At 71.4% G+C, this 12365-nt stretch carries 13 protein-coding genes and 1 tRNA gene; 12 read left to right on the top strand and 2 right to left on the bottom strand.

What is annotated here, in order from left to right; genetic code table 11:
- Positions 1-11 precede the first annotated feature (11 nt).
- Complete coding sequence (locus tag AB0412_RS00420; RefSeq protein ID WP_366400204.1) at positions 12-1430, bottom strand: polysaccharide pyruvyl transferase family protein; 1419 nt, start codon at positions 1428-1430, stop codon at positions 12-14.
- Positions 1431-1625: 195 nt separating this feature from the next.
- Between AB0412_RS00420 and proB the strand changes: the two genes are divergently transcribed.
- From proB to AB0412_RS00445, 5 genes are all read left to right on the top strand, one after another.
- The gene (proB, locus tag AB0412_RS00425) at positions 1626-2753 is read left to right on the top strand and encodes a glutamate 5-kinase (RefSeq protein ID WP_366400205.1); all 1128 of its coding nucleotides are present in this window, start codon (positions 1626-1628) and stop codon (positions 2751-2753) included.
- A 128-nt stretch (positions 2754-2881) separates the two neighbouring features.
- Positions 2882-3349, top strand: a complete 468-nt coding sequence (locus tag AB0412_RS00430; protein WP_366400206.1) for a hypothetical protein — start codon at positions 2882-2884, stop codon at positions 3347-3349.
- A gap of 70 nt (positions 3350-3419) precedes the next feature.
- The gene (locus AB0412_RS00435) at positions 3420-4757 is read left to right on the top strand and encodes a glutamate-5-semialdehyde dehydrogenase (RefSeq protein WP_366400207.1); all 1338 of its coding nucleotides are present in this window, start codon (positions 3420-3422) and stop codon (positions 4755-4757) included.
- Positions 4758-4817: 60 nt separating this feature from the next.
- Positions 4818-5408 carry a hypothetical protein gene (locus AB0412_RS00440; protein WP_366400208.1) on the top strand — a complete coding sequence of 197 codons (591 nt, stop codon included), beginning with the start codon at positions 4818-4820 and terminating at the stop codon, positions 5406-5408.
- Positions 5409-5495: 87 nt separating this feature from the next.
- The gene (locus AB0412_RS00445) at positions 5496-6569 is read left to right on the top strand and encodes a hypothetical protein (RefSeq protein WP_366400209.1); all 1074 of its coding nucleotides are present in this window, start codon (positions 5496-5498) and stop codon (positions 6567-6569) included.
- 15 nt (positions 6570-6584) lie between these two features.
- Here the strand turns inward: AB0412_RS00445 and AB0412_RS00450 are convergent, their stop codons facing one another.
- A complete protein-coding gene (locus AB0412_RS00450; RefSeq protein ID WP_366400210.1) occupies positions 6585-7673 on the bottom strand; it encodes a M48 family metallopeptidase in 1089 nt (362 codons plus the stop codon).
- A gap of 337 nt (positions 7674-8010) precedes the next feature.
- Here AB0412_RS00450 and AB0412_RS00455 point away from each other — a divergent pair, with 337 nt between their 5' ends.
- The 7 genes from AB0412_RS00455 to AB0412_RS00485 all read left to right on the top strand — a co-directional run bounded on the left by AB0412_RS00455 (position 8011) and on the right by AB0412_RS00485 (position 12364).
- Positions 8011-8175, top strand: a complete 165-nt coding sequence (locus AB0412_RS00455; RefSeq protein WP_366400211.1) for a hypothetical protein — start codon at positions 8011-8013, stop codon at positions 8173-8175.
- Between the two features lie 68 nt (positions 8176-8243).
- The gene (gene nadD, locus AB0412_RS00460) at positions 8244-8882 is read left to right on the top strand and encodes a nicotinate-nucleotide adenylyltransferase (protein WP_260825841.1); all 639 of its coding nucleotides are present in this window, start codon (positions 8244-8246) and stop codon (positions 8880-8882) included.
- A gap of 16 nt (positions 8883-8898) precedes the next feature.
- Positions 8899-10611, top strand: coding sequence for an LCP family protein (locus tag AB0412_RS00465; RefSeq protein WP_366400212.1), 1713 nt, complete (start codon positions 8899-8901; stop codon positions 10609-10611).
- A gap of 92 nt (positions 10612-10703) precedes the next feature.
- Entirely contained in the window at positions 10704-11150 is a 447-nt protein-coding gene (rsfS, locus tag AB0412_RS00470) for a ribosome silencing factor (protein ID WP_260825843.1), read from the top strand.
- Complete coding sequence (locus tag AB0412_RS00475; protein ID WP_366400213.1) at positions 11141-11815, top strand: histidine phosphatase family protein; 675 nt, start codon at positions 11141-11143, stop codon at positions 11813-11815. Before rsfS ends, AB0412_RS00475 begins: the two co-directional genes overlap by 10 nt.
- Positions 11816-11910: 95 nt before the next feature.
- A tRNA-Ala gene (locus tag AB0412_RS00480) sits at positions 11911-11983 on the top strand.
- 207 nt (positions 11984-12190) lie between these two features.
- Positions 12191-12364 carry a hypothetical protein gene (locus AB0412_RS00485; RefSeq protein WP_366400214.1) on the top strand — a complete coding sequence of 58 codons (174 nt, stop codon included), beginning with the start codon at positions 12191-12193 and terminating at the stop codon, positions 12362-12364.
- The last annotated feature ends 1 nt before the right edge of the window (position 12365 follow it).

Here is a 12365-nt window from a genome sequence, read left to right on the forward strand (position 1 = left end):
CCGGACCGCTCCTAGCCGTGCCGCCCGCCCTGCAGGGCCCGGCGCAGGGGAGCACCCACCACGCGGCGGGCGCGGCGGTAGACGGAGCCGGGCGCCGGGGCGCCCACGGACTTGCGTGAACCGGCCTTGGCGCGCGCCAGTTCCCGCTTCAACCGCGCGTTGTCCTCGGCCAGTTCGCTCACCTGGTTGCTGAGCCAGCCCAGGCGGGTCGCGAGGGAGGCGAGGTCGCCGTCGAGCCACGGGCGGACGCCGGCCGGGAAGGTGAGCGAGCGCATCCGCTTCTCGAAGGCGGCTCCGCCGTCGCCGTGCGTGAACGTGTTCTCCAGGCCGTTCTTGTCCAGGAACGCCGTGAACCGTTCGAAGCGCTCGTGGTGATGACCCGTCAGCGCGGCGAAGTCGGCCTCCTCGTACAGCCGCGCCGGGTCGACGTCCTCGGGCAGCTGGTCGATCCGGCGGTGCGGGATCTCGAAGTAGCGGCACAGCTCCAGCGTCCGCGAGTCCGCGCACAGCACGGTCGCGGGCGTGCCGGCCAGCAGGGCCGCGATGTTGCCGTGGATGCGCGAGCCGAAGGAGAAGTCGAAGTCCCGCAGGTCGTCGATCCAGGTGATCGGGTCGACGTAGACGCGGACCTTGTCCTCCCGGTACATCGGGTGGTCGGGATGCGTCGGCATCGCCTTGACCTTCCCGTTCGGGTCGGACAGGTCACGCCAGTGCAGCTGCTTGGCGTCGCTGAGGTTCTGGCCGATGAAGCGCAGGTGCGGGTAGCGCTCGTGGGTGCGCTTGATGACCTTGCCCATGCCGAGCCGGCGCACGGCGCTGTGCGAGCCGTTGATCGCGATGCGCGAGTCGGCGGTCAGCTCCGGGACGCGCTTGTGCACGGCGAGCTCCTTGCCGTACATGAACAGCGACGGACAGCCGATCACCTCGACGTCACGGAAGCCCATGTCCTTGAGGTACTGCTCGGTGAACTCGCCGCGCACGCCGATCGAGGCGCTGTGGTCGAGCACCGCGGAGACGAAGTCGCGCACGGAGGGCTCGATCGGCTTCAGCCGTGCCGGGTCGTAGCCGAGCCCCGTCTGTGCGCCGACGCCGAGGACGACCACGGGTATCTTCAGCCGTCTGATCAGCCGGGTCAGCCGCTTCAGGCCCGGCTCGAACGACGGGCGGAAGGCGTTGGCCAGCGGGACCACGAAGGCGTCGTACTCCTCGTTGATCTGTGCCGCGGCGGCCACCTCGGTCCGCATGTTGTTGGACACCACTTCGGTCCCGGGCGTCTCCAGGATCTTGTGGGCGGCATCACTGAAGATCAGATTGCCCGAGTTGGTGGCGATGACGTCGCGCTGGAGGGCTTCCTCCACCGACAGGACGTCATAGGGGCTCTTCCCCGATCTGAGGAGGATGCGCTTGATGCTGCGAACGTTGTGCGACACAGCATTCAAAATACGTTTGCGGAATGTTTGATTTCTACCGGGAACCAATACAACCTTTTTGTCGTACGCGACATGTGAGCAAATCGTTACCCGTGCGCGTCCGGGGACTGGACCGCTGCGCGCCCCCCCGCCCCGCTTCGCGTAGATTGCCAGGCGAGCGGCCGAATGACGTGACGTGAGGGGACGGGCGGCAAGGTGGCAGGGGCAAGGCAGGGTGTGGGCGAGGCGCGCAGGATCGTCGTCAAGGTCGGGTCCTCCTCGCTGACCACCGCGGCCGGCGGCCTGGACGCCGACCGCGTCGACGCGCTCGTCGACGTGCTCGCCAAGGTGCGCAGCGGGGGAGAGCGGGAGATCGTGCTCGTCTCCTCCGGCGCCATCGCCGCCGGTCTCGCCCCGCTGGGCCTGCGCCGCCGCCCCAAGGACCTCGCCCGCCAGCAGGCCGCCGCGAGCGTCGGCCAGGGGCTCCTCGTCGCCCGCTACACCGCCTCCTTCGCCCGCTACGGCGTCCGCGTCGGCCAGGTGCTCCTCACCAGCGACGACATGAGCCGCCGCGCCCACCACCGCAACGCCTCCCGCACCCTGGACAAGCTGCTCGCCATGGGCGCGTTCCCGATCGTCAACGAGAACGACACGGTCGCCACCGACGAGATCCGCTTCGGCGACAACGATCGCCTCGCCGCCCTCGTCGCCCACCTGGTCCGCGCCGACCTGCTGGTGCTGCTCTCCGACGTCGACGGCGTGTACGACGGCGACCCGGGCAAGCCGGGCACCTCCCGGATAGCTCAGGTGCGGGCCCCCGAGGACCTCGCCCACGTCGACATCGGCAGCGCCGGGAAGGCCGGTGTCGGCACCGGCGGCATGGTCACCAAGGTCGAGGCCGCGCGGATCGCCGCAGCCGCCGGCATTCCGGTGGTGCTGACCAGCGCCGTCCACGCGGCCGACGCCCTCGCCGGCCAGGACACCGGCACCTACTTCCACCCCACCGGCCGCCGCTCAGCCGACCGGCTGCTGTGGCTCCAGCACGCCTCCACCCCGCAGGGCTCGCTCACCCTCGACGACGGCGCCGTGCGCGCGGTCGTGCAGGGCCGCAAGTCGCTGCTGCCGGCCGGCATCGCGGCCGTCGAGGGCGATTTCAGCGCCGGCGATCCGGTCGAGCTGCGGGACGGCCAGGGCCGGGCGGTGGCCCGCGGGCTGGTCAACTTCGACGCCAAGGAGATCCCCCTCCTGATCGGCCGCTCCACCCGCGAACTCGCCCGGGAGCTCGGACCCGGGTACGAACGCGAGGTCGTACACAGGGACGATCTGGTGGTCCTGCTTCCGTAATGTGCCGAAACGCCCGACCCTGGTGGTGGACGTTCCGCAAAACCGCCCCACGATCCCCGGCGGCCTGCTCCACTTTGTCTCAAGGATGTGTCCGCACAGACACGAGCGAGCGGGAGAAGGAGGCCGTCGTGAGACGAGTACGCCCTGGGACGACGGCGTCCCGCGGTGGTGCCGGCTCCCGCGCGGTCGGCGAGGAACGCGCCCTGACCAGCGTCGCGACCGGCGACACCGTCCAGGGCGGCGAGCCCGTGGACCTGCCCCGCCTGTGGCACGTCACCCTCAGCGTCTCCGGCGGACAGGCCCCCCTCGAGGAGGTCCGCCGCGCCCTGGAACAGCTCGCCCACGACCACCCCTTCCTGCTGACCAGCCGCTACGCCGACGACCACGCGGAGATCCGCTACTGGGAGGAGGCCCGCGACCTGCACGACGCGGCGGCCGTGGCCCTGCGCCTGTGGGGCGAGCACCGGCAGTCGGCCGGCCTGCCGCCCTGGGAGATCGTCGGCCTGGAGGTCATCGACCGGGCCACCTACCACCAGCGCATCGCCGAGGGCTACGGACCGCCGCCGGCGAGCCCGGTGGGCGTGCACCCGTTCTGAGCGCGTCCGCGCCCGTCTCGTGGTCTGGGACGACCGTCATCACCCCCGCCGCCCGCACTACCCTTCCCTCATGACCACGCTCTCGCCTTACGACTCGATGTCCCCGGTCGACCAGGCCGCCTACCGGGCCAAGGCCGCCGCCGCGACCCTCGCGCCGCTGCCGCGCGCGGCGAAGGACGACGCACTGCTCGCCATCGCCGACGCGCTGGAGGTCCGTACCGCCGAGATCGTCGAGGCCAACGCGCAGGACGTGGCCAAGGCGCGCGAGGCCGGTATCAGCGAGGGCATGATCGACCGGCTCACCCTCACCCCCGAGCGGGTCCGCGCCATCGCCTCCGACGTGCGGGACGTCGCCGCCCTGCCCGACCCCGTGGGCGAGGTCGTACGCGGCTCCACGCTGCCCAACGGCATCGACCTGCGCCAGGTCAGGGTGCCGCTCGGCGTCGTCGGGATCATCTACGAGGGCCGCCCCAACGTCACCGTCGACGCCGCCGCCCTGTGCCTGAAGTCCGGCAACGCGGTCCTGCTGCGCGGCTCGTCCTCGGCGTACCGGTCGAACACCGCCCTGGTGCGGGTGCTGCGCGACGCCATCAGCGGGGTGTCGCGCAGCGACTCCGACAAGGGTGGTGGTGGGCGACGGGTGGGCGGGGCCGGGCTGCCCGCCGACGCCGTGCAGCTGGTGCCGGGCGAGAGCCGTGAGAGCGTGCGCGAGCTGATGCGCGCCCGCGGCCTGGTCGACGTGCTCATCCCGCGCGGAGGCGCCTCCCTGATCAACACGGTCGTACAGGAGTCGATCGTCCCGGTCATCGAGACCGGCACCGGCAACTGCCACGTCTACGTCGACGCCCAGGCCGACCTCGACACGGCCGTGGAGATCCTGGTCAACTCCAAGGCCCAGCGGGTCGGCGTCTGCAACGCCGCCGAGACCCTCCTGGTCCACCAGGACATCGCCGCCGACTTCCTGCCGCGCGCCCTGGACGCCCTGGCCGACGCGGGCGTCACGGTGCACGCCGACGAGCGCGTGATGGCGTACGCCAAGGACTCCCGGGCGACGGTCGTGGAGGCCACGACGGAGGACTGGGAGACCGAGTACCTGTCGTACGACATCGCCGCCGCCGTCGTCGACTCGCTCGACAAGGCCGTGGAGCACATCCGGCTGTGGACCTCCGGGCACACCGAGGCCATCGTCACCACCTCGCAGGCCGCTGCCCGCCGGTTCACCCAGTTGGTGGACTCCACCACGGTCGCGGTGAACGCCTCCACCCGCTTCACCGACGGCGGCCAGTTCGGCTTCGGCGCGGAGATCGGCATCTCCACGCAGAAGCTGCACGCCCGCGGCCCGATGGGCCTGCCGGAGCTGACCAGCACCAAGTACATCGTGACGGGCGACGGGCACATCCGGCGCTGAGTCACCCCGCGGCGTCACCCCGCCGGGCCACCGGACGAATTTCCATACCGTCTGCCCAAATTGACCCCCCAGGTCTACTCTGGATCCGTGCCGGAGGACGTGGGGGGCACGCCGTTCCCTGACGGCTGGGAGCCCGACGACGACCACGACCGCGGGGTGTCGGACGAAGAGTTCGCCTCCGTGGTCTTCGACGAGGCCTTCGTACGCGCGGCCGTGGTGCACGAGCCGACCGCCGTCGAACGCCTCCTGGCCGCCGCCCAGGCCAGAGCCGAGGCCTCCGAGGCGGAGGCCCACCGCGCCCGCGCCGGAGGCGAGCACTACGACGACGGCTACGGCCGGTATCGCGGCGATCCCGACCTCGACGACGAGGACGACGACCTGGACGTCCTGGAGGACGGCTACGGCCACCCCGGCCCCTACGGCCGGCAGGTCCGCTGGCACCGTCCCGTCGCCTGGATGCTCGCCCTGGTGATGGGCATCGGCATGGTCGCGCTCGCCTTCTCTGCCGTCTACCGGGGCGCCTCCTCTGGCCGCGAGGACAAGGTGCCGCCGCCCGCCTCGACCGAGCCGGCCCAGGGCGGCGCTGCCACGCCGTCCGCGTCCGCCGACCACTCCCCGCCGACCGTCCCGGTCATCCCGCGCAGCCCCTGACAGCGGGCGCCGTTCCTGGTGAGAACCTGTCAGAACTTGGCGACGGCGGGGCGTTTACCCGAGGGCCCGCAGACCTACCCTGAAGATATGGGAGGGCCTGCGGACCCACCCGAGGGGACCCCTGAGGGCGCCCCCGGAGGTGGCGAGGACGAGTACCGGTCCGTCGTCTTCGACGAGTCCTTCGTCCGTGCTGCCCGCCTCCAGGAGTACTCCGCCCAGGAGCGCATCACCGACCACGCGCCCGCCGTGCGCCGCCGTCCGCCGCTGCGCCGGGCCGGACTGTCCCGGCAGGCACTGGTCCTCGTGGTGCTGATCGCCCTCGCCTTCGGCACCGCCATCTACATGGGCGTGCGCCACCCGTACCAGACCCCGGCCGCCCGCGAGCCCGCCGACCCCCTGCGCATGACGGTCATCCCGCTCGCCCCCGAGGGCAAGGTGCCCGGCGCGACCGACGTCGAACAGCTGTACGCGAGCAGTCCGGCGGCGCAGTTCCGCATCGGCGCCGAGGGCATCCCGCTGCCCGCCTCCCGGCGCACCGCGCACTTCTCGGACGGCCAGGTCGTGACCGCGCTGATCACCGCCAAGGATTACATCGTCCGCTCCTCGCTCGACCCCGAGGTGCTCACCGGCGGCGAGACGCGCTCCGTGCGGGTGCTGCTCGATCCCGACCAGCTGGACCAGTTCGACCAGAGCTTCACCCGGCCCACCGCCGACGGGCGCCACGCACCCACCGGGTGGCTGGTGCGCTTCGACCCCGCCCGCGCGCAGCTGGCCGACCGCCAGATCCGCGTCCAGGGCACCCTGCAGGCCGCCGAGACCGACTCCTCCACCCTCGAGGTCACCTCGGACCACACGTTCGTGTACGCGCTGCGGCCGGCCGGCGCGGACCGGGAGGCCAAGGCGTCGCTGTTCACGGTCCGGCGCGAGCTGCACTTCCGCTTCGACCGCGAGGACCTGCGACTGCACCAGGCGCAGCTGGTCGTCTCCTACGTCCAGGCCGGGCCGCTGTCCTGCGCCGAGGACTCCGCGACGCATCTGCGCCCGCTGCTCGCGGGCCAGACCGCCAAGGAGGGCGGCCCGGCCGGCACCGACCCCTACGCCACCGGCAGCACCCCGGCGCTGTGCGGCGCACTGGCCCCGGGGGCGCAACCGAAGCTCTGAGGCACCCGAGCGGCCTCAGTCACCGTCGCGCGGCGGACGCTCACCCTCCGCAGGCGGCGGCTTGGGCGACGTGAACCCGCCGAAGCCGCGCCGGACCCGGTCGCCCAGGTCGCCGGCACCGCCCGCGATGTCGCTGACCAGCTTCATCAGCGGATCCTTGGACGTCCTCACGTCACCGGCGTACGAGCTCGCCGACTCCCGCCAGGAGTCGCGCACCGAGGTGTCCTTGTCCTCGTCGCGGCGCGGGTAGTGGCCGTCCATGATCCGCTGGTAGTCGCGGGACGCCTCCCACTTCTTCAGCTCCGCCGCCCGCACGGTGGTGAAGGGGTGCGAACGGGGCAGCACGTTGAGGATCTTCAGCACGGAGTCGCGCAGATCGCCCCCGGCCTCGTACTCCTCGGCCTGCTCCAGGAACGCGTCCACGTTCATCTCGTGCAGATGGTTGCCGCCGGCGATCTTCATCAGGCCGCGCATGGAGGCCTGCAGATCCTGCCCGACCAGCAGCCCCGCGCGGTCCGCCGACAGCTCTGACTTGCGGAACCACTCCCGCAGCGCGGTCACGATCGCCATGATCGCGAAGTTGCCCAGCGGGATCCAGGCCACCCGGACCGCGAGCGAGGTGAGGAACAGCAGGATCGTGCGGTACACCGCGTGGCCGGACAGCGCGTGCCCGACCTCGTGGCCGATGACCGCCCGCATCTCCTCCTCGTCGAGCAGCTCCACCAGACCCGTGGTGACCACGATGATCGGCTCGTCCAGGCCGATGCACATCGCGTTCGGGTTCGGGTCCTGGTTGACGTACATCGGCGGGACCTTCTCCAGGTCCAGGATGTAGCAGGCGTCCCGCAGCATGTCGTTCAGATGTGCGAACTGGCGGTCCGAGACGCGCACCGAGTCGGACAGGAACAGCAGCCTCAGGCTGCGCTCGGGCAGCAGACCGCTGAGCGCCTTGAAGACCGTGTCGAAGCCGCTCAGCTTGCGCAGCGCCACCAGGGCGGAGCGGTCGGCCGGATGTTCGTACGCACGCGAGGAGATTCCGGGGAAGCGCCTGCGCTGCCTGCTCGGCACGCTCTCGTGCCCGTTGTGCTGATGGCCGTCGGACATGTTTCCCCCATGTGCGTCTGAGTGACCCTGCGGTCCCTTGTGCGGCCCTGCTCCCCCGAGGCGAAGCCCAGCCTAGGCGGAGTTACCGTGGACGGGCAGTACGGCAGCCCGTTCGGCCCAGGAGAGCGCACGTGATCAGGATCGCCCTCGTCGTGATGGTGGTGGGCTGTGTGCTCACCGCGTGGTTCCTGCTGCGCGGCTACAGGCAGAAGGACGACTGAGAGCGCGCGAAGGTTGCCAGGGCCTAGCGCGGAGTCGGCGTGATCGGCGCGAAGGCGCCCGCTTACGATGAGCCGACGTCCTTTGTTCCGCCCACACGCGATAGGTCCTGCCGAAGATGAGCTTCCACAGCACCGCTGCCCAGTTGGTCACCCTCGCCTCCGAGGGCGGAGAGCACGGCGGCAACCACGAGAGCCTCAGCCCCTACCTCACGGGCGGCGCAGCCCTGTTCATCCTGCTGCTCCTGCTGTGGATCACCACCCGCTTCAACCGCGACCGCTGAGCCCGCCGGCGTCCGCCGGGGGAACTGGTGACCGGGTCCCACAGGCCGGGCCGGTAGGGTCTGCACGCATGGGAGAGCAGGACAGGCCTACCGGCCCCGGCAGCGGCCCCGCGAGGTCGGGCAAGCGCCGCCTCGGCGTCATGGGCGGCACCTTCGACCCGATCCACCACGGGCACCTGGTGGCGGCCAGCGAGGTCGCCGCCCAGTTCCACCTGGACGAAGTGGTCTTCGTCCCCACCGGCCAGCCGTGGCAGAAGAGCCACCGCACGGTCTCAGCGGCCGAGGACCGCTATCTGATGACGGTCATCGCGACCGCCGAGAACCCGCAGTTCTCGGTGAGCCGCATCGACATCGACCGGGGCGGCCCCACCTACACCGTGGACACCCTGCGCGACCTGCGCGCGCTCAACCCGGACACGGACCTGTTCTTCATCACCGGCGCCGACGCCCTCGCCCAGATCCTCACCTGGCGCGACAGCGAGGAGCTGTTCTCCCTGGCGCACTTCATCGGCGTCACCCGTCCCGGCCACCACCTCAGCGACGCCGGCCTGCCCGAGGGCGGTGTCTCGCTCGTCGAGGTGCCCGCCCTCGCCATCTCCTCGACGGACTGCCGTGCGAGAGTCGCCAAGGGAGACCCCGTCTGGTATCTGGTGCCGGACGGAGTCGTGCGCTACATCGCCAAACGAGAGCTGTACCGCGGCGAGTGAGCCGAGAGGGGCACCGGTGAACGACCGATACGACGCGGGATACGGGACCGACGGGTCCGCCCCGTACGAGCTCGTCGGCTACGACGAGTACGGCCGGCCTGTGTACCGCCAGGCGCCGCCCCAGCCGCCGGCCTACGACCCCTACCAGCAGCAACCTCAGCAGGGGCAGCAGGGCTACGGCTACGACCCGTACGCGACCGGAGCCGGGCAGCCGGCGCCCTCGTACGACGGCTACGCCCCCTCGTACCCCTCCTACGACCCGTACGGCACCGCACAGCAGCCGCCGCAGCCGCAGGCCCCCGCCCAGGCCCCGCACGCCCCGTACGACCCCTACGGCGGCCCGCAGACCGCGCACATCCCGCACCAGGCCGGCCCCGTCGACGACGGGCCGGCCGCCCCCGCGCCCGCCTCCGCTACCCCTTCCGCTTCCGCCTCCGCCTCGGTGGAGCCGGAGCGGGACTACCGCACGGGGCAGTTCGCGTTCGTGGAGGAGCCGGACGACGACTCCGAGGACGTCATCGACTGGCTGAAGTTCACCGAGAACCGGACCGAGCGCCGCGAGGAGGCCCGCCGCCGCGCCCGCGGCCGGCTGGTCGCCCTCGTCGTCGTGCTCGCCCTGGTCGCGACGGGCGGCGTCGGATACCTCTGGTACGCCGGGAAGCTGCCCGGCCTGTCCGACTCCGGAACCGGCACGGGCACCACGACCGCCGCCGGCGCGCAGAAACGCGATGTGATCGTCGTCCATCTGCACGACACCAAGAAGGGCGGCACCGCCACCGCGCTGCTGGTGGACAACACCACCACCAAGCAGGGCACCACCGTGCTGCTGCCCAACTCCCTCGCGCTGACCGCCGACGACGGCACCACCACCACGCTCGCCAAGTCCGTCGAGGACGACGGCTCCGAGGCCACCCGCACCGCCCTCGACACGGTCCTCGGCACCGACATCGAGGGCACCTGGCGCCTGGACACCCCCTTCCTGCTCACCCTCGTCGACCTGGTCGGCAACATCGAGGTCGACACCGACACCGATGTGCCCGACCCGGCCGCCAAGAAGAAGGGCGAGGCGCCGCTGGTCAACAAGGGGGAGAAGCAGACCCTCAGCGGCAAGATGGCCGTCGCCTACGCCACGTACCGCGCCCCCGGCGAGTCCTCCGACGCCCAGCTGAAGCGCTTCGGGCAGGTCCTGCACGGGGTGCTGCGCAAGATGACCTCCGACCCGGACGCCGCGACCACCACCGTGCAGACCCTGGGGCAGATCATCGAGCCGCCCCTGACCGACGCCGACCTCGGCTCCTTCCTCGCCCGCCTCTCCGACCTCGCCAAGGGCGGCGACCACCGGACGACCCTGCTGCCCGTGCAGCAGGACGGCACGCTCAGCGCGCAGGCGAGCGACAGCGTGGTCAAGGAGATCCTCGGCGGCACCGCCAAGAGCCCCGACAAGGACGCGGCCGTCAGCGTCTCCGTGCGCAACGCCACCGGTGTGAAGGACAACACGGAGAAGGCCCGCGTCACGCTCCTCAACGGCGGCTTCACCTTCCTGGAGGGCGGCACCACCGGCGCCGCGGCGACGTCGAAGGTCGTCTACGCGAACGCCGCCGACAAGGAGAACGCCACCGAGGTCGCCAAGACCCTGGGGCTGCCCGAGAGCTCCGTCACCAAGGGTGACGTCTCCGCGGGCGCACGCGTGTCGGTCGTCCTCGGCCAGGACTACGACCCCGGGTCGTAGCCACGCAACCGGCGTGCTCGGTATTTCGTGGGGTGTGGTCGGCGGTCCGTGAGACCCTTGAGGACAAGTGACCGCCGACCGAAAGCCTTGTAGTGACCGCAACCGACCGTTCCCTCGAGCTCGTCACCACCGCCGCCCAGGCGGCCGCCGACAAGCTCGCGCACGACATCGTCGCCTACGACGTCAGTGACGTGCTGTCCATCACCGACGCCTTCCTGCTGGCCTCCGCGCCCAACGACCGCCAGGTCAAGTCCATCGTCGACGAGATCGAGGAGCGGCTGAACAAGGAGCTCGGCGCCAAGCCGGTGCGCCGCGAGGGCGACCGCGAGGCCCGCTGGGTGCTGCTCGACTACGTCGACATCGTCGTCCACGTCCAGCACAGCGAGGAGCGCGTCTTCTACGCCCTGGAGCGGCTGTGGAAGGACTGCCCCGAGCTGGAGCTGCCCGCCGACGCCAAGGCGACCCGCGGCAAGGCCGCCGAGCACGCCCGGCTGCAGGAGGCCGAGGGGGCGACGGAACCGGGCGGTGAGTGGCGGTGAGCGCCACCGGTGAGGTGAGCGGCTCCGGGACCCGGGGCCGCCGCGTCATCCTGTGGCGGCACGGCCAGACCTCCTGGAACGTGGAGCGCCGCTTCCAGGGCACCACGGACGTGGAGCTCACCGAGACGGGCCGGTCCCAGGCCCGGCGCGCCGCCCGCCTCCTCGCGGGCCTGCGTCCGGACGCGATCGTCGCCTCCGACCTGAAGCGGGCCGCCGGGACAGCCGCGGAGCTCGCCGCGCTCACCGGCCTGGAGGTCACCCTCGACGAGGCCCTGCGGGAGACCTACGCGGGCGTCTGGCAGGGCCTGACGCACGACGAGATCATCGCCCGCCACGGCGAGGAGTACGCCGCGTGGAAGCGCGGCGAGCCGGTGCGCCGGGGCGGCGGCGAGCTGGAGACGGAGGTCGCCGACCGCGCCGCCCCCGTGGTGCTCCGGCACGCCGAGAAGCTCCCCGAGGGCGGCACGCTCGTGGTCGTCAGCCACGGCGGCACGATCCGCACCACCATCGGCCGCCTGCTGGGTCTCGCCCCGCACAACTGGGAGAGCCTCGGCGGTCTCACCAACTGCTGCTGGTCCGTCCTCGGCGAGGGCGCCAGGGGCTGGCGCCTGCTGGAGCACAACGCCGGCACCCTGCCGGAACCGGTGCTGGGCGACGACGACTGAGCAGGTCGCGTCGGGCCCGGACCCGGATTTCACTTTCCGGCAGGTCACAGGCTAAAGTTCTTCTTGTTCGCCCGGCCGAGCGGCAGGGAGAGCACGGGGCTATAGCTCAGTTGGTAGAGCGCCTGCATGGCATGCAGGAGGTCAGGAGTTCAATTCTCCTTAGCTCCACAGCTCCACACGACGAAGATCCCGCCCCCCGCAGGGGGCGGGATTTTTCGTTCTTCCGGTTGAGCAGACCGCCTCCGACAGGCGTATACCTCTACGAGGCGTCCAGCCGTGTCCCGACCGGTACCACGGCGTCGCTGACCGTATTGGCCCGGTCGTGGCAGAATCAAACGGCCGGAAGGGGGCGCGGCCCGACGGGAGGGAGTTGCGATGCCTGCGAGCATCCGCGAGGAGGTCGATCACCTCCTTGGAGCGGCGTTGACGCTACGGACCTCGACCCGCATCAGCTGCCCTTCCTGTGGTTCCGCCCATGTCGCCCAGGTGCTCGGTGACAACGGCGGGGTCTCCTACGTGTGCACGGCCTGCGGCCACAGCTGGAGCTGAT

Source organism: Streptomyces sp. NPDC052012, assembly GCF_040689265.1.
Lineage (GTDB): Bacteria > Actinomycetota > Actinomycetes > Streptomycetales > Streptomycetaceae > Streptomyces.

Excerpts from the sequence above, each read along its gene's own strand:
- AB0412_RS00455 (WP_366400211.1), top strand. The coding sequence starts at position 8,011 with ATGAGCTTCCACAGCACCGCTGCCCAGTTGGTCACCCTCGCCTCCGAG.
- AB0412_RS00445 (WP_366400209.1), top strand. The coding sequence starts at position 5,496 with ATGGGAGGGCCTGCGGACCCACCCGAGGGGACCCCTGAGGGCGCCCCC.
- AB0412_RS00450 (WP_366400210.1), bottom strand. The coding sequence starts at position 7,673 with ATGTCCGACGGCCATCAGCACAACGGGCACGAGAGCGTGCCGAGCAGG.
- AB0412_RS00435 (WP_366400207.1), top strand. The coding sequence starts at position 3,420 with ATGACCACGCTCTCGCCTTACGACTCGATGTCCCCGGTCGACCAGGCC.
- nadD (WP_260825841.1), top strand. The coding sequence starts at position 8,244 with ATGGGAGAGCAGGACAGGCCTACCGGCCCCGGCAGCGGCCCCGCGAGG.
- AB0412_RS00485 (WP_366400214.1), top strand. The coding sequence starts at position 12,191 with ATGCCTGCGAGCATCCGCGAGGAGGTCGATCACCTCCTTGGAGCGGCG.